The 16,235-nt window shown below is 68.4% G+C and carries 18 protein-coding genes and 1 tRNA gene; 14 read left to right on the top strand and 5 right to left on the bottom strand.

Translation table 11 applies throughout. The features are described 5' to 3' along the window. Position 1: 1 nt before the first annotated feature. Positions 2-211, bottom strand: coding sequence for a hypothetical protein (locus ACO057_RS00480; protein ID WP_421988385.1), 210 nt, complete (start codon positions 209-211; stop codon positions 2-4). A 217-nt stretch (positions 212-428) separates the two neighbouring features. On the opposite strand from ACO057_RS00480, the gene ACO057_RS00485 reads away from it, so the two are divergent. The 3 genes from ACO057_RS00485 (at position 429) to ACO057_RS00495 (ending at position 2,704) form a co-directional block, all read left to right on the top strand. After that, positions 429-1,025 (top strand): hypothetical protein, encoded by a 597-nt coding sequence (locus tag ACO057_RS00485; protein ID WP_421988386.1) that lies wholly within the window; start codon positions 429-431, stop codon positions 1,023-1,025. 147 nt (positions 1,026-1,172) lie between these two features. Beyond that, positions 1,173-2,120 (top strand): Bug family tripartite tricarboxylate transporter substrate binding protein, encoded by a 948-nt coding sequence (locus tag ACO057_RS00490; RefSeq protein WP_421988387.1) that lies wholly within the window; start codon positions 1,173-1,175, stop codon positions 2,118-2,120. Next, positions 2,117-2,704 (top strand): carboxymuconolactone decarboxylase family protein, encoded by a 588-nt coding sequence (locus ACO057_RS00495; RefSeq protein WP_421988388.1) that lies wholly within the window; start codon positions 2,117-2,119, stop codon positions 2,702-2,704. Before ACO057_RS00490 ends, ACO057_RS00495 begins: the two co-directional genes overlap by 4 nt. A gap of 184 nt (positions 2,705-2,888) precedes the next feature. Here the strand turns inward: ACO057_RS00495 and ACO057_RS00500 are convergent, their stop codons facing one another. From ACO057_RS00500 to ACO057_RS00515, 4 genes are all read right to left on the bottom strand, one after another. Continuing rightward, positions 2,889-3,476, bottom strand: a complete 588-nt coding sequence (locus ACO057_RS00500) for a hypothetical protein (protein ID WP_421988389.1) — start codon at positions 3,474-3,476, stop codon at positions 2,889-2,891. A gap of 179 nt (positions 3,477-3,655) precedes the next feature. Further along, positions 3,656-4,645 (bottom strand): Bug family tripartite tricarboxylate transporter substrate binding protein, encoded by a 990-nt coding sequence (locus tag ACO057_RS00505; RefSeq protein WP_421988390.1) that lies wholly within the window; start codon positions 4,643-4,645, stop codon positions 3,656-3,658. A gap of 180 nt (positions 4,646-4,825) precedes the next feature. Then, positions 4,826-5,161 carry a hypothetical protein gene (locus ACO057_RS00510; RefSeq protein WP_421988391.1) on the bottom strand — a complete coding sequence of 112 codons (336 nt, stop codon included), beginning with the start codon at positions 5,159-5,161 and terminating at the stop codon, positions 4,826-4,828. A gap of 249 nt (positions 5,162-5,410) precedes the next feature. After that, positions 5,411-5,484: transfer RNA gene (locus ACO057_RS00515), tRNA-Gln, on the bottom strand. 133 nt (positions 5,485-5,617) lie between these two features. Here ACO057_RS00515 and ACO057_RS00520 point away from each other — a divergent pair. The 11 genes from ACO057_RS00520 to ACO057_RS00570 all read left to right on the top strand — a co-directional run bounded on the left by ACO057_RS00520 (position 5,618) and on the right by ACO057_RS00570 (position 16,141). After that, complete coding sequence (locus ACO057_RS00520) at positions 5,618-6,622, top strand: Ppx/GppA phosphatase family protein (RefSeq protein ID WP_421988392.1); 1,005 nt, start codon at positions 5,618-5,620, stop codon at positions 6,620-6,622. 69 nt (positions 6,623-6,691) lie between these two features. Continuing rightward, complete coding sequence (locus ACO057_RS00525; protein WP_421988393.1) at positions 6,692-7,384, top strand: RlmE family RNA methyltransferase; 693 nt, start codon at positions 6,692-6,694, stop codon at positions 7,382-7,384. 121 nt (positions 7,385-7,505) lie between these two features. Continuing rightward, on the top strand, positions 7,506-8,996 hold the full coding sequence (guaB, locus tag ACO057_RS00530) for an IMP dehydrogenase (protein WP_421988394.1): 1,491 nt from the start codon (positions 7,506-7,508) through the stop codon (positions 8,994-8,996). Then, positions 8,989-9,708, top strand: a complete 720-nt coding sequence (locus ACO057_RS00535) for a haloacid dehalogenase type II (RefSeq protein ID WP_421988395.1) — start codon at positions 8,989-8,991, stop codon at positions 9,706-9,708. The genes guaB and ACO057_RS00535 overlap by 8 nt, the downstream gene beginning before the upstream one ends. Continuing rightward, positions 9,705-11,012 carry an RsmB/NOP family class I SAM-dependent RNA methyltransferase gene (locus ACO057_RS00540; RefSeq protein WP_421988396.1) on the top strand — a complete coding sequence of 436 codons (1,308 nt, stop codon included), beginning with the start codon at positions 9,705-9,707 and terminating at the stop codon, positions 11,010-11,012. Before ACO057_RS00535 ends, ACO057_RS00540 begins: the two co-directional genes overlap by 4 nt. An 11-nt stretch (positions 11,013-11,023) precedes the next feature. Further along, on the top strand, positions 11,024-11,587 hold the full coding sequence (locus ACO057_RS00545) for a GNAT family N-acetyltransferase (RefSeq protein WP_421988397.1): 564 nt from the start codon (positions 11,024-11,026) through the stop codon (positions 11,585-11,587). Positions 11,588-11,602: 15 nt separating this feature from the next. Then, a complete protein-coding gene (locus ACO057_RS00550; RefSeq protein ID WP_421988398.1) occupies positions 11,603-11,905 on the top strand; it encodes a hypothetical protein in 303 nt (100 codons plus the stop codon). A 70-nt stretch (positions 11,906-11,975) separates the two neighbouring features. Then, positions 11,976-13,532 (top strand): glutamine-hydrolyzing GMP synthase, encoded by a 1,557-nt coding sequence (guaA, locus tag ACO057_RS00555; protein WP_421988399.1) that lies wholly within the window; start codon positions 11,976-11,978, stop codon positions 13,530-13,532. A 52-nt stretch (positions 13,533-13,584) separates the two neighbouring features. Further along, positions 13,585-14,349 carry an alpha/beta hydrolase family protein gene (locus ACO057_RS00560; RefSeq protein ID WP_421988400.1) on the top strand — a complete coding sequence of 255 codons (765 nt, stop codon included), beginning with the start codon at positions 13,585-13,587 and terminating at the stop codon, positions 14,347-14,349. A 133-nt stretch (positions 14,350-14,482) separates the two neighbouring features. After that, the gene (locus ACO057_RS00565; RefSeq protein WP_421988401.1) at positions 14,483-15,316 is read left to right on the top strand and encodes a class I SAM-dependent methyltransferase; all 834 of its coding nucleotides are present in this window, start codon (positions 14,483-14,485) and stop codon (positions 15,314-15,316) included. A gap of 567 nt (positions 15,317-15,883) precedes the next feature. Then, positions 15,884-16,141, top strand: a complete 258-nt coding sequence (locus ACO057_RS00570) for a hypothetical protein (RefSeq protein ID WP_421988402.1) — start codon at positions 15,884-15,886, stop codon at positions 16,139-16,141. The last annotated feature ends 94 nt before the right edge of the window (positions 16,142-16,235 follow it).

A 16,235-nucleotide genomic window follows, 5' to 3' on the forward strand; every position in this document is an offset into this window, starting at 1 on the left:
GCTACCAGCCCGCCGGCAGCGCCACCCCGTATTCGCCCGCGACCTTCGCCAGGTCCTCGCGCGTCTGGTCCGGCAGAGCGAGGCCCTCGGCGCGATGCTTCGCCTCGTTCCGCGGGCGCCCGACGGGCGGCACATGCTGCTGGCGGTGACGCGCGCCAACCAGACTCGGCAAACCGGTGCTGCGGCTGCGCTTGCCGCGCGGGCTGTCCACGACGAACCTCTGCTTCGGGGCGGATGGTCGCAAGCTCTACGTCACGGAATCCGACACGGGGACAACCCTGCAGCGCATGAAGGCCAAGGTCGTGGCGCTTAACTTATTCAGTAATAGACTTTTATCCACACAATACATGCACTCCCTGGCATTGTTTGATACCTGGGATAAATGATGCCATGCCGTCCTTCAACAAATACTAACCTGGAGGAAATGCATGCGCCGTCTCGCCACGATCTTACTCGCACTCAGCCTAGGGGCCTGCGGCACGACCCAGTTCCCGATGCCCTATGCGCCGACCGTCGCCGTGGCGCCGAACCAGCCGCCCGGCCCCATCGCGCGCACCGCCAACGTCCGCAATCTGCGCGGCACGGGCGGCGAGGATCCCATCTGGATCGGCACCATTCGCGGGGGCTACGGCAATCCCCTGAAGACGCTGAACGCCGACCGCCCGCTGGACCAGGCCGTGCAAACCGCTTTCGACGCCGCCCTGGCCGCGCGCGGCTGGCTCGCGCCGCAGGATCCGCGCGTCGAGATCGAGATCACCCTGCGGGAGTTCGTCGCCAATCGCTACGTCCGGCTGGAAGCCACCGCCGAACTGGAGCTGGTCCTGCGCGAACGCAGCAGCGGACGCGTGCTCTGGCAGGACAAGGAGAACGTGAACAACGTCGAGGGCAGCATCCTGGCGCTCGACACGGGCGTCTTCGCCGATCCGGCAGGGCTGCATGCGCTCATGCTGCGGACGATGAACCAGGCGATCGACCGCCTGCTCGACCGTCTCGGCTTCGCGGCCGCGCTGCAACAGGCGCGATAGAACCGCCAAAGCCGCGGCGCGCGGTTGCGGGGCGGGATTCACCCATCCGGTGATTCCGCCCGCGGCGATCCTGCTGTCGCGGGCCGGTCGATTGCCGTGCCGCCGCCACCCGTTCAGGATCGGCGGCAATAATCGGGAAAGCGCGCCATGCAACGACGGATCTTCCTCGCCACCTCGGCGGCGCTCGCCCCTGGGCCGGCTTTGGCCCAACCCGCCTTCCCCTCCCGCCCCGTCGAGATCGTCGTGCCCTATGCGGCGGGCGGCCCCGCCGACCGCTATGTGCGCGCCATGGTCGCGGCGCTGCGCGAGGCCTGGGGCCAGCCCATCGTCATCAGCAACCGCCCCGGCGCCGGGGCCTCCATCGGCGCGGCCATGGTCGCGCGGGCCGTGCCCGACGGGCATACGATCCTGATGGCCAGCTTCGGCCTGGTCAGCAATCCGCTGCTGATGCGCGACCTTCCCTATGATCCGCGCTCGCTCACGCCCATCTCCCTCGCCGGCGTGGGCGGCATGACGCTCTACACCCGCGCCAGCCTCGGCGCGCGCGATGTCCCCGCTTTCCTGGCCGCCGCCCGCGCCCGGCCCGGAGGCCTGCGCTTCGGCTCCTCCGGCGTGGGCTCGACGCCGCATGTCGCGGCCGAGCTCTTCGCCGCCCGTGCCGGCGTGGAGATCATTCACGTTCCCTATCGCGGCTCCGGCCCTTCGCTGACGGATCTGCTGGCCGGCAATCTCGATGCCGTCTTCACCGCGACGGCCGGCGGCCCCGCGACCTCCGGCGCGCTGGTCGCCATCGCCTCCAGCGGCACGCGGCGCTCGCTGCTGACGCCGCAGGTGCCCACGCTCACCGAGGCCGGCCTCGATGTCGTGGCCCGCACCTGGTACGGCTTCCTCGCTCCCGCCGGGACGCCGCAGGCCGCGCAGAGCAGGCTGGAGGAGGCGTTCCGGAGCCTCGCCGGGGTGGACGAGGCGCGCCGCGCCTTCACCGAGGACGACCTGGAGCCGCGCTTCACCGGCGCGGCCGAATTCGGCGCCTTCCTCGCCGAGGAGCAGGCCTATTGGACGCCCATCTTCCGCGAACGGAATATCCAGCCATGAAGCCGCCCCGCCTCCCCCTCCCCGCGCCCGAGGCCATGAACACCGCGCAGCGCGATCTCTATGACCGCATCATCGCCAGCCCGACGCGCAGCATGAACGGCCCGCAGCGCGCCAATATCCACAGCCCCGAACTCGCCGAGGCCTGGTGGCGTCTCGGCGACACGCTGCGCAACCGCACGGTGCTGCCGCCGAAATTGGCGGAGCTCGCCATCATCGTGGTGGGGCGCCGCTGGAACAGCCAGGTCGAGTTCCACGTCCATGGCGCGGCAGCGGTGAAGGCCGGGCTGGATGTCGCGATCGTCGAGGCGATCCGCGTCGCCGCGCCCCCGCCAATCCAGGCGGCCGAGGAGCGCGAGGTCTATGAGTTCGCCCGGCAGATCCAGGTGAAGGGCGAGCCGGACGACGCCGCCTATGCCGCCATCCTGGCCCGCTGGGGCGAGCGCGGCGCGGTGGAGCTGACGGCGCTGATCGGCTTCTACGGCATGGTCTCGGTCGCGCTGAACGCGCATCGCATCCCGCTGCCGGCCGGCGCCCCGCCGGCACTGAGCGAGGCCGAAGGGTTCACCGACCTCCCGCCAGCCTAGAGCTTTTTCCGATCGAAGAGGCTCACGTCAAAAAGCTCCAACCTGTTGTTTTCCGAGCATCTTCCCATCAGGTCAGAGCGATAGAGCATCATCCGACCAGACGGAATCGTCTGACCGGATAAAGATGCTCGTAAAAACAAATGGCTAGAGCCTGCGCAGTGAGCCCTTGCGAACGGAGAAGGCTCTAGGTGACGTGGGTCCAGCCATTGATCTTAAGCCAATCCCGGAGCGTCCGAGGCATGGCATGGGCCCCATCGAGACGGATGAAGAAAGGGCTTTCCTCCAACGGAAAGGTCAGCTGGTAGGTGACGATCACCGCCTCCGAACAGGTGACGGTCTTGATCACTTCCTTCCCGGCCTCTCCGAAGAGATTGGGCGTGCCTTTCGTCTTGTTGTAGCGCTCGCGGTATTTCATGAAGCGCCCATAGGCGTCGGGACCGAACTCAGAGGAGCCGATCAACAGACGGATAGCCCGATAGGCGCCGTATTTCGCCCCGAGCGAAATCGCATCGGCCACCTTCTGGAGCTCGGCCTTGCGCGCCTCAGCGTTATTGCATTTGGCCCAGGGCGGGCGAAAGACCATGACGCCGGCCATGTTCGCCATGCTCGGCATGGCTTCCTGTTTCTTCGTATCATACTGATCATTATTGGATTTGTGGAAATTCCCCTTCATCTGCGCGTGGATGACGGTAGACGCCGAATAGGCCATGCCGATATGGCCGGCGGTCGCGTTGTCCATGAACAGAATATCGCCGGTTTCGATTTCAGGCATGTACCGCCTCCCGAATTTTTTTACTGTGAGACCGCACTCTGGCGTGACGGCCGGGCCTGGCAAAGGACAATTACGCGATGGCCTTGATCGGCCGCGCCGATGGGGCGCCCATCGAGGGGACGGAACATGCCCGGCGCGGGGAGGCCTGGCTTCGTGGCCTTGGCTTTCGACGGCCTTGGCTATTCCCGCCGCAGCCCGGCACGACGCACCACCTCGCCCCAGCTGCGAATGTCGCGCTCGGTCGTGGCCTGCATCTCGGCCGGGTCGCTCACCAATGGCGTGAGGCCGAGCGCCACCAGCCGCGCCTGGATCTCGGGCGCGGCGTTGACCTTCGCGAATTCCTGGGCGAGCCGGGTGACCGCCACCCCGGGCGTGCCGGCGGGGACCATCAGCCCGTGCCAGGTGGTGCTGACGAAGCCCGGCAGGTCGCAGGCCTCGGCGACGGTGGGTATCTCGGGGAGCTGCGGATGCCGCGCGGCCGAGGTGATGCCCAGGATGCGCACGCGCCCGGCGCGCATGTCCTCCACCACCGTGCCCGATTGGTAGAAGAAGAAATCCACATCACCCTGGTAGAGCGCGACCATGGCCGCCGGGCCGCCGCGATAGGGAATGTGCTGCGCCTCCAGCCCGGTCGCCTGCAGGAATTGCGCGGCGGCCAGATGGGTGGAGGCGCCGATGCCGCTGCTGGCATAGTTCAGCCGGCCCGGCGCGGCGCGCAGGGCGGACATCACGGCCTTGCAGTCGGTGTATTGCGGCCGCGCCGCCGTGCTTACGGTGAAGGCATTGGGCGCATCGAAGACGCGCATGACCGGTAGCAGGTCCCGCATCGGGTCGATGGGCATGTGCAGCAGCAGCGGGTTCGTGGCCGTGAGGCTGGTGGTGGCGAGGAGCACCGTATGCCCGTCCGCCGGCGCGCGTGCCACGGCCTCGGCGGCGATATTGCCGGTGGCGCCCACGCGGCTCTCGACCGTGACGGGCACGCCGAGCGCGGCCGAGAGGCGCGGCGCGGAAAGGCGGAGATAGACATCGCCGGGGGTGCCGGCGGGAAATCCGTAGAGGATGGAGATCGGCCGGCCCGGAACGGGAAATGTCTGGGCCTGGGTCTGGGCCTGGGCGGCCGGCCACCAGGCCAGGGCGCAGAGGGCGGCGGAACAGATCAGTCGACGCATGCGGACCTCGCTCGGATTTCGATGACGGGCCGTGTGCGCGAATTCTTCTTGGGCGCCTCGGCACCGGAGGGGAGCGAAGCCTGGATCGAGGGTGACGTAAAGGCGGATTTTACAGGTGACGTCGCGAAGCAGAGGCGGCGCGGCCTTGGGGCGCGCGCCGCTCCACCCTCGGCTTTCGGCTTATTCCGCCGAGATGCCGTTGCCGCTGATCGTCACCGTGCTGACCTCGCACAGGTTCAGGCCACGGCGCTCGACTTCGCGGCCATTGGCGAAGACCGCCTTGAAATCATAATTGCCGCCGGGCGACGGGCGGTAGTTGCTGGAGGCGCCGGGGGCGAGGACGTTGGCACCCAGACGATCCGGACCCCAGCTGGAGAGGCGCGTCGGGTTGAAATAGAGCTCGTTCACGACGGCGTTCGAGCGGTTGACGACGCGAATGCTGGTATCGCACTGCGCGAATGCCGGCATCGCAGCGCCCATCAGAAGCACGGCAGAAAGAATTAAATGACGACGCATGGAAATTTCCCCCATTCCATCGACCGATACGGTCGACGACCGAATCTATCGGCGTATCCGTGACGTCCCACAACGATCTGTTCGGAAAATGGCGGATTCAGGCATGAAATGATCGTTATCCGGCGATGCGGAACGCGCATCCGGAGGACGAACTACTTGGTACGATGAAGAGGGAGGGCGCCTGGCCCGGAGGGGCCTCGTGATGCGGCCCCCGGTAGAAGGGCCGCGATCACAAAGGCGTCAGCGAGCTGGCTGGGGGACCTGGATTCGAACCAAGACTGTCCGAGTCAGAGTCGGAAGTTCTACCGTTAAACTATCCCCCAAAGCGTTACCGCTCGGCTGGCCGGGGCAATAGCATCGGCCTCGCGGCCTGCCAACCCCCCGCAATAAAGCTTGCGATATCAGCGATGCATCATGATCATGCCAGACACGCACCCCGAACGAGTCAGTCCCCCGATGACCGCTCTGCACTCCTCCTACGGGCATCAAGGCCCTCCCCCGGCCCTCTTCGCGGCGCTGGATCTGGGCACGAACAACTGTCGGCTGCTGATCGGCGCGCCCACGCGCCAGGGCTTCCGCGTGGTCGACAGCTTTTCGCGAATCGTGCGCCTCGGCGAGGGCCTGGCCGGCTCGGGCGAGCTTTCCGACGCGGCGATGGACCGCACCATCTCCGCGCTGTCCGCCTGCGCCGAGCGGCTGCACCGCCGCCCCGTGCGCGGCCTGGCCGCCGTCGCCACCGAGGCCTGCCGCCGTGCGGCCAATGGCGCCGCCTTCCTCGCCCGCGCCGCGCTGGAGACCGGCCTGCGCCCGCGCATCATCACCCCGCGCGAGGAGGCTGAGCTCGCGATGGAAAGCTGCGCGCCCCTGCTCGAGACCGAGGACCGCCGCGCCATTCTCTTCGACATCGGCGGCGGCAGCACCGAGATCGCCTGGATTCGCACCGGCCCCCGGCCCGAGCTCATCGGCTATCTCTCCATCCCCTGCGGCGTCGTGACCCTGGCCGAGCGCGAGGGCGGCGACTGCTTCACCCTCCATGGCTTCGAGGCCGTGGTGGAGGACATCCACGCCCGGCTCGTGAGCTTCGACCGGCTGCACTGCATCGGCCAGGAGATCCGCCGCGGCGGCGTGCGCCTCATCGGCACCTCCGGCACGGTGACGACCCTGGCCGGCGTCGTGATGGACCTGCCCAAATACCGCCGCCAGCTGGTGGACGGCACGCGGCTGTGCACCGAGGCGGCCGATGACGCCCTGGCCGAGCTCTTCGCCATGGGGCGCTCGGGCATGTCCGCCCATCCCTGCATCGGGCCGGAGCGGGCGGATTTCGTGCTGCCGGGCTGCGCCGTCTATGCCGCGATCCGCAGGCTCTGGCCGGTCAGCTCGCTCACGGTGGCCGATCGCGGCCTGCGCGAGGGGATGCTCATGCGCCTGATGCGGGGTGACCGGAGCGTCTGGCGCAATTGAGCCAGCTGAAAGAATGATTCGCGTCTTCCGCGATACCGCCTTCGACGATCATGCTCTAAACGCCTCCCCATGACCAAAACCACGAGCCGGTCCGGGAGCGGTGGTCCCGGCCCGCGCGGAACCCACTCCAACCTCAAGACCGCACGCGGCCGCAGCAATGCGAGCCAGCGCTGGCTCTCGCGCCAGCTCAACGACCCCTATGTGAAGGCGGCCCAGGCGGCCGGCTATCGCAGCCGCGCGGCCTTCAAGCTCACCGAGCTGAACGAGCGCTTCAAGCTGCTCAAGGCCGGCCAGCGCGTGGTCGACCTCGGCGCCGCGCCCGGCGGCTGGACGCAGGTCGTGCTGCGGGCGCTGGACGAGCGCGGCGAGATCGTCGCGCTGGACCTCCTGCCGATGGACGGCCTGCCCGGCGCCATCGTCCTGCAGGGCGACTTCCAGGACAATGACGTCGAGAAGGCGGTGCTCGCCGCCCTCGGCGGCAAGGCCGACCTCGTGCTGTCGGACATGGCGCCCAACACGACCGGCCATGGCCCGACGGACCATCTGCGGATCATGGACCTGGCCGCGCTCGCGCTCGAATTCGCGGTGAAGGTGCTGGCGCCGGGCGGCGGATTCGTCGCCAAGGTCTTCCAGGGCGGCTCCGAGAAGGAGATGCTCGAGCGCCTGCGGCAGCATTTCACCAAGGTCCAGCACGCCAAGCCGCCCGCCAGCCGCAAGGAGAGCAGCGAGCTCTACGTGGTCGCCCAGGGGTTCCGCCCCTAGGTTCCGCGCCAGACGCAGGGGAGGGACGCGCGCTCCTCCCCATCTCCTCGCTGGACGCCGTCCTCTTGCAAGGTTAAGGACGCACGCCAAGGTCGACTGACCGCCCGAAAGGTCCCCCGCCATGGCAGCCCTCGATTTCGCTGAACCGATTCGTATCGCCGAAGCTTATGCTTTCGACGACGTCCTCCTGTTGCCGGCCTATTCGACCGTGCTTCCCGGACAGACGAACACGCGCACGCGTCTGACCCGCGAGATATCGCTCCACATCCCGCTCATCGCCGCGGCGATGGACACCGTGACCGAAGCGCCCATGGCCATCGCCATGGCCCAGCGCGGCGGCATCGGCGTCATCCACAAGAACATGACCCCTGCCGAGCAGGCCGACCAGATCCGCCAGGTGAAGCGGTTCGAGAGCGGCATGGTCGTAAACCCGGTCATGGTGAACCCCGACCAGACGCTCGCCGAGATCCTGGAGCTGAAGGCGCGCCACCGCATCAGCGGCTTCCCGGTCGTCGAGCCCGGCTCGGGCCGGCTGGTGGGCATCATCACGAATCGCGACATGCGCTTCGCCACCGACCCCAACCAGCGCGTCTACGAGCTGATGACGCGCGAGAACCTCGTCACCGCGCCGCAGAACGTCTCGGCCGAACAGGCGCGCACGATGCTGCACAAGCGCCGGCTCGAGAAGCTGCTGGTGGTGGACGAGCAGGGCCGCTGCGTGGGCCTCATCACCGTCAAGGACATGGACAAGTCCGAGGAGCATCCCAACGCCGTGAAGGACGCGATGGGCCGCCTGCGCGCGGCTGCCGCGACGGGCGTGGGCGAGGACGGCATCAAGCGCGCCGAGGCGCTGGTCGAGGCCGAGGCGGACGTCATCGTCGTCGACACCGCGCATGGCCATTCCGGCGGCGTGCTGGCGGCGATCGAGCGCATCAAGCGCCTGTCCAACACGGTGCAGATCATCGCCGGCAACGTGGCGACGCCCGAGGGCGCGCTGGCGCTGATCCAGGCGGGCGCGGATGCGGTGAAGATCGGCATCGGGCCGGGCTCCATCTGCACCACGCGCATCGTGGCCGGCGTGGGCGTGCCCCAGCTGACCGCCGTGATGGAATGCGCCGCCGCCTCGCGCGAGGCCGGCGTGCCGGCGATCGCCGATGGCGGCATCCGCAGCTCGGGCGACATCGCCAAGGCCATCGCGGCCGGCGCGGAATGCGTGATGATGGGCAGCCTCTTCGCCGGCACGGACGAGGCGCCGGGCGAGGTGTTCCTCTACCAGGGCCGCTCCTACAAGTCGTATCGCGGCATGGGCTCGCTGGGCGCCATGGCGCGCGGCTCGGCCGATCGCTACTTCCAGGCCGAGGTGACCGACCAGCTCAAGCTGGTTCCCGAGGGCGTGGAAGGCCGCGTCGGCTACAAGGGTCCGGTCGGCAATGTGATCCATCAGCTCGTCGGCGGGCTCAAGGCCGCCATGGGCTATACGGGCAGCGCCACCATCGCCGACCTGCAGAAGAACGCGCGCTTCCGGCGCATCACCAATGCCGGCCTGCGCGAGAGCCACGTGCATGACGTCGCGGTGACGCGCGAGGCGCCGAACTACCGCAACGATGGTTGAACCGCTCGCGCCCTGGCGATCGAAGGAGAAGCCGGGGCGCGAGGTCGAGGCGGTGGTCTTCGACGCCTATGGCACCCTGCTCGACGTGCATTCCGCGGTCGCGCGCCATGCCGACCGGCTGGGGCCGCTGGCCGGCGAGTTCTCGCGGGAATGGCGGACCAAGCAGCTGGAATACAGCTGGGTGCGCAGCCTGACCGGCCCCGCGCGCCACCAGGATTTCTGGGCCTGCACGGTGGATGCGCTGCGCTTCGTCTGCGCGCGCTACGACGTGAACGATGCCGCCTTCATCGCCACCCTGCTGGACGCCTATCGCCTGCTCTCCCCCTATCCGGAGGTGCCGGCGATGCTGCGCGCCCTTCGCGCGGACGGGTTGCGGGCGGCGGTGCTCTCCAACGGCTCGCCGATGATGCTGGCCGACGCCTTCGGGAATGCCGGTCTCGCCCCGCAGATCGACGCGCTGCTCTCGGTCGAGGCGGTGGGCGTCTTCAAGCCGGACCGCCGCGTCTATGCCCTGGCCGAGACGCGGCTGGGCCTGCCGGCGGGGCGGATAGTCTTTGTCTCGGCCAATCCCTGGGACACGCAGGCGGCCCATGCCGCCGGCTTTCGCTGCCTGCGCGTGAACCGCGCGGGCGCACCTGACGAATACGGGCTGGCAGCTGCCGGCGTCCCGAGCCTGCCGGATCTCGCAGGCCTAGCGGAGCTATTGAAGTGACACCCGAAGGGCGGCTTTCCGCCGCGATCGACCTGCTGCACGCGGTCTTCGACCAGCCTCGCCGTCCCGCCGATGCGATCGGCGCCGATTTCTTCCGCTCGCGCCGCTATATCGGCGGCAGCGACCGCCGGGCGGTGTCCGACCTCGCCTGGGGCGTGCTCAGGCAGCGGCTGCGGCTGGAATGGTGGATCGCGCAGACCGGCGCGCGGCTGACGCCCCGCCTGCTGGCGCTCGCCTATCTGCTGCTGGTCGAGAAGCGCAAGCCCGGCGAGGCCGGCAAGCTCTTCGACGCCGGGCGCTATTCCGCCGGGCCGCTGGATGCGGGCGAGATGGGCGTGGCCGATCGCCTCGTGGGCAAGCCGCTGATGGGCAAGGAGATGCCCGATTTCGCCCGGCTGAACCTCCCCGAATGGGCCCTGCCCGGCCTGGCCGCGCGCTTCGGCGAGCGCCTGGAGGCCGAGGCCGCCGCGATGGAGGCCAATGCCCCGCTCGACCTGCGGGTGAACATCCTCAAGGGCACGCGCGAGGAGGCCCAGCGGGCGCTCCGCGCCGAGGGCCTCGCCTCCGAGACCACGCCGCATTCGCCCTGGGGCCTGCGGATGCCCGGACGGACGCCCATCACCGGCACCGCCGCCTATAAGTCCGGCCTCATCGAGGTGCAGGACGAGGGTAGCCAGCTCATCGCTGCCCTGGTCGGCGCCGCGCCCGGCATGCGGGTTGCCGATTATTGCGCGGGGGCCGCGGGCAAGACGCTCGCCATGGCCGCCACCATGAACAACCAGGGCCGCGTCACCGCCTGCGACGTCTCCGCCCCTCGGCTGGAGGGGGCCAACAAGCGCCTCCGCCGCGCCGGCGTCCACAATGCCGAGACGCATCTGCTGGAATCGGGCGACCGCTGGGTGAAGCGCCGCGCGGGCCAGTTCGACCGCGTGCTGGTGGACGCCCCCTGCACCGGCACCGGCACCTGGCGCCGCAATCCCGATGCGCGCTCGCGCACGGGGGCGGTGGACCTCGCCGAGCTGGTTGAGAAGCAACGTGAAATTCTCGTAACATCTTCACATCTCGTCCGTCCTGGCGGTAGGCTCGTCTACGCGACGTGTTCGCTGCTGCCCGAGGAGGACGAATTGCAGGTCGAGCGGTTCCTGGAGGCTCATCCGGCGTTTCGCGCCGTGCCGCTCGCCGCGGCCTGGCCGGCGGCCGGCCTCGCGGGCGATCCGCCGATGCAGGGACAGCACATGCTGCTCTCCCCGGCCGCGCACGGCACCGACGGCTTCTTCTGCGCCGTCCTCGAACGTCAGGCCTAGGCTGGCGTGCGATGGTCACCATTCGCCGCGCCAGAGCTGGTGACGCCGTCGCGCTCGGGCAGGTGCATGTGGCCTGCTGGCGCAGCGCCTATGCCGGGGTCCTGCCCGAAGACTATCTGAGCTCGCTCTCCGCCGTCCGCGAGGCGGTGGGCTATGAGCGCGACATGGCCGAGCGCCGCGGGGGCCATGCGGCCTTCGTGGCCGTGGCCGACAATCTCGAGATCCCCGGGGGCGGCGTGGTGGGCTTCATCACCGGCGGCCTCTCGCGTCGGCCCTCCATCGCCGAGGGCGAGGTGGAGACGCTCTATCTCCTCGACGATTTCCACGAGCGCGGCATCGGCCGGCGGTTGATGCGGGCCATGGCCTCGCACCTGGCGTCGCTCGGCGCGCAATCGGCCTTCGCCTGGGTGCTGGAGCACAACCCCTCGCGCTGGTTCTACGAGCGGCTGGGGGCCAAGCTGGTCGCGCGCGAGGAGATGGTCTTCGCCCGCGAGCGGACCACCCAGCTCGCCTATGGCTGGGACCCGATCCACATTCTGCTGACCGCGACGGCCTCGACCAAGCTGCCGCGCTGATCCGGAGTCCTTGCGTTGATCCTCCCCGCGCTTGCCGCCTGCCTCGTGCTCTGTCTCGCCTCCGCCGCCGGGGCCACCACCCTCCCCCATTTCAACCCGGCCCATAGCTGCGCCGACGCCGCGCGGCGCGCGGGGAACCGCGACGCCGCGCCGCAGGCCTGCATCGCCAGCGAGACCGATGCGAGGCACCAGGCGGCCGTGCTGTGGCCGCAGGTCTCCGGCAGCGCCCGGCAGCGGTGCCAGCGCCTCAGCGAAAGGCGCGAATCCTACCTGATCCTCGTCGGCTGCCTCGAGCGCGAGGCCGCCACGGCCCGCTGAGCGCCGCCGGGCAGGTCTGTCGCCCGCAACGCGCGCTTGACGTGGGGCCGTTTCGCCATTTCAAGCGGGCATGACCCAGCACGACCGCATCCTGATCATCGATTTCGGCAGCCAGGTGACGCAGCTCATCGCGCGCCGTCTCCGCGAGACCGGCGTCTATTGCGAAGTCTGGCCCTTCAACGCCGCCGCCCCCGAGCGCATCCGCGCCTTCGCCCCCAAGGGCATCATCTTCTCCGGCGGCCCGGCCTCCGTCACCGAGGGCGCCTCGCCCCGCGCGCCGGCCGAGGTCTTCGAGATGGGCCTTCCCATCCTGGGCATCTGCTACGGCCAGCAGACGCTGGCCGCCCAGCTCGGCGGCACCGTCGAGGGCGGGCATGCCGCCGAGTTCGGCCGCGCCGTCGTCACCGTCACCGGCGAATGCGCGCTGACCCAGGGCCTCTGGGCCAAGGGCGCGCGGGAGACGGTGTGGATGTCGCATGGCGACCGCATCACCGTCCTGCCGCCGGGCTTCCGCGTCGTGGCCGAATCCGAGGGCGCGCCCTTCGCGCTCATCGCCAATGACGAGCGCCGGTATTTCGGCACCATGTTCCACCCCGAGGTGGTGCACACGCCGCACGGCGCGGCCCTGCTCAAGAACTTCACCCATGGCGTCTGCGGCTGCACGGGCGACTGGACCATGGCCGGCTTCCGCGCCGAGGCCATCGCCCGCATCCGCGCCAAGGTGGGCACCGGCCGCGTGATCTGCGGGCTTTCCGGCGGCGTGGATTCCTCGGTGGTGGCGGTGCTGCTGCACGAGGCGATCGGCGACCAGCTGACCTGCATCTACGTCGATCACGGGCTGATGCGCGCCAATGAGAGCGAGCAGGTGGTCCGCACCTTCCGCGACCGCTTCAACATCAAGCTGATCCATCGCGACGCGAGCGACATGTTCCTGGGTCAGCTCTCCGGCGTCACGGATCCCGAGCAGAAGCGCAAGATCATCGGGCGGCTGTTCATCGAGGTCTTCGAGGAAGAGCAGAACAAGATCGGCGGCGCCGATTTCCTCGCCCAGGGGACGCTCTATCCCGACGTGATCGAGAGCGTCTCGGCCACGGGCGGCCCGAGCGTGACCATCAAGTCGCACCACAATGTGGGCGGCCTGCCGGCGCATATGCGCATGCAGCTGGTGGAGCCGCTGCGCGAGCTGTTCAAGGACGAGGTGCGCGCGCTTGGCCGCGAGCTGGGCATGCCCGAGGAGATCGTGGGCCGGCACCCCTTCCCCGGGCCGGGCCTCGCGATCCGCATCCCCGGCGAGGTGACGCGCGAGAAGGCCGACCTGCTGCGCAAAGTGGACACGATCTACCTGGAGGAGATCCGCAATGCGGGCCTCTACGACACCATCTGGCAGGCCTTCGCGGTGCTGCTGCCGGTGCGCACCGTGGGCGTGATGGGCGACGGGCGGACCTATGACATGGCCTGCGCGCTGCGCGCCGTCACCAGCACGGACGGCATGACGGCGGAGTTCTATCCCTTCGATATGGGCTTCCTGGGGCGGGTGGCGAACCGGATCGTGAACGAGGTCCGCGGCGTGAACCGGGTGACCTACGACATCACGAGCAAGCCGCCGGGCACGATCGAGTGGGAATGAGGCCGGAGGCCACGGGATAGCCCGCAGCGCTGAGGGCCAGATTCGTCTGCCGATGGTGGTCGATAGCAATCGACAACCCAGGGATGAGCATTGCGGTGCCGGGAAGAACGTCATGACGGAGGTTGGGAATCAGGTTTCCAGGCGCTCGCTGAACGACGGCGAGGACTCGTTTGAAGTGACGGTCCTGGAAGCGGCGGAACCTTCCCGCGCCGTGCTCTTCTCCGTTGGCGGCGGGGGGAATCCGGAGCGCCATCTCCCGCTCCTGACGGCTTTGGCCGGGCGTGGCTGCACGGTTGCGGCGCCGCACTTCGCGCGACTGACCTCTCCGACACCCACCGAGAACGAACTGTTGCTGCGCGCGCGCCGGTTGCGCCTCGCTCTCGATCATATCCTGCGCCCAGGGCTTCCAGTGACTGGTGTGGGACATTCAATCGGAGCAACGATGCTGCTCGCCCTGGCAGGGGCGCAGGCGTGGACGCGAGCGGGGCAGCATGTCCCCATCACGCCCGACACGCGGTTGGACAGGCTGGTGCTTCTGGCGCCGGCGACTGATTTCTTCAGGGCTCCGGGCGCGTTGGACGGCGTAAGCTTGCCGATCCTCGCCTGGGCCGGAACAAGGGACGAGATCACGCCTCCCGCTCAAACGAAGTTCTTGAATGACATGTTGGGGGCCTCGGTGGAGACGCGCATCGTCGAAGGCGCCGGTCATTATACGTTCATGAATTGCCCGCCCCCTCAGGCAACGGATCCGTTCCCCGATCGGGAGGCTCTCCTTGAAGAGATCGCCGAGATCATGTGCCGGTTCATCACGAGTTAGAGTTTTCTCCGACGGGTCGTGATGCGACGGCGCCGTCCGGCTGGACCGCGATCGCCCAGCCTTCAGGGACGAAACCGCCACCGGGCCGATCTTCTCGCGAAAGGCCGGCAGGCGCCCCATATGCTGCGCCATCATGGACACCGAACGCATCGCCCTGACCGGCGCCAAGGAGACCCTCCTCCTCACCCTCGCCGCCAAGGCGGGGGAGAGCCGCCTGCCGGATTCCCTCCTGCACGACCATTTCGCGGCCGCGGCCATGGCGCGGATCGACTACGACTTCGCTCGGCTGAACATCGACCGCGACCTGATGGTCGGCCTGGCGCTGCGGGCGCATGTCCTCGACGAATGGGCGCGTGCCTTCCTCGCGCGGAATCCGGGCGCGACGGTGCTGCATCTGGGCTGCGGGCTGGACAGCCGGGTGTTCCGCCTCGACCCGCCGCCGGAGGTCCGCTGGTTCGACGTGGACTTCCCCGAGGTGGTGGAGCTGCGCCGCCGCCTCTATCCCGCGCGCAAGGGCTACACCCTGGTGGGCGCCGCCGTGACGGATCCCAGCTGGCTCGATGCCATCCCCACCGACCGCCCGGCCTTGATCCTCGCCGAGGGGCTGCTGCTCTACATCGCCGCCGACGAGGTCATCCCCCTGCTCGACCGGCTGACGGCGCGCTTCCCCGGCGGCGAGCTCGCCTTCGACGGCTATAGCCGGCTGGGGCTTTGGGTGGTGCAGAACCATCCCTCGATCCGCCGGACAGGCGCGCGGCTGCATTGGGCGCTGGAGGAGACGCGGGATCTCGAGCGCGCCATCCCGCGGCTGCGCCTGCTGGAGGAGCGTGGGGCCCATGAGCCGGCGCAGACGGCCCGGATGTCGCTCTCGGCCCAATGCGCGATGCTGGTGGCCCGTCTCGTGCCGGGCCTGGGCAAGGTCGGGCGCCTGTTGCGCTACCGCTTCGAGGCCCGGGTGGAATCATGAGTTCGTGGTGCGTTAGATGCGGCGCAGGGGCGCTCCCCTTGCCCGCCGGACATGTCATCCGCCTGTAAGGCTGACAAATGTAATCCAGGACATCGTCGTCCAAACGGAGCCGATCAGGAATCGAGCCAGTTGCAATGCCACGCGATCGGAGTTCATGAACTCTATATGTATCGGAATGCATTCTATAAAATGCTCAAAGAACGCATATTAGATACGCGTGCAATAATTTATAGAAATTTGAATTTAATTACCTTAAATAAATATTATTGGTATTTTTTCGCTTTAAATGCGCGATGGGCATCCTCGATGCCCTTCCACCTGATCGTGAGGTCGCGATCGAGGCGCCGCGCCTCGCTTCGCCGATCCTGCGGGATCGGAGCGCCCGGCGGGATGGCCGGCCGCGCGGCGCAGTTTGAAGATGCGGACCCTGAGAGGGCGATCATCGCACATCATTAAAAATAAGATTTTAATCTATTATTTCGCGTTAAATTCGCATCCCACCGCGATACGGCCGCAACTCAGGGGGACCTGAGGGCTTAAGCAGACCAAACCTGATGAGTCCGGCCCATGGAAATCACCTGGCACGCGCGATACCGGGAAGCTCTGCAGCTTCTCGCCAGCCGCGACCTAGAATTCGTCCCGCTCGCCCGATTTCCGCGGGGCGTCGGGTCGCGCACCCTGACCCACCTCACCAAATCCGGCCTGGCCCAGCGCGGCGTGGCGCCGACCCGGCCCAGCGATCCGGCGTGGAAGATCACCAGGAAGGGCCTCGAACGCCTCTCCATGGTCACCTGCGCGGCGGGAGACGCGGTGCCGACCCACTGACGCGTCTGGGGCAACCAGGTCCATCTCCGGGCGCACGTCTGGGCAATTGCAGCGTCGATCCGGGGTATTCCCCGGCAAATCGGGTTGCCTTTCC

The organism is Roseococcus sp., assembly GCF_965227005.1.
Taxonomy (GTDB): Bacteria; Pseudomonadota; Alphaproteobacteria; order Acetobacterales; family Acetobacteraceae; genus Roseococcus.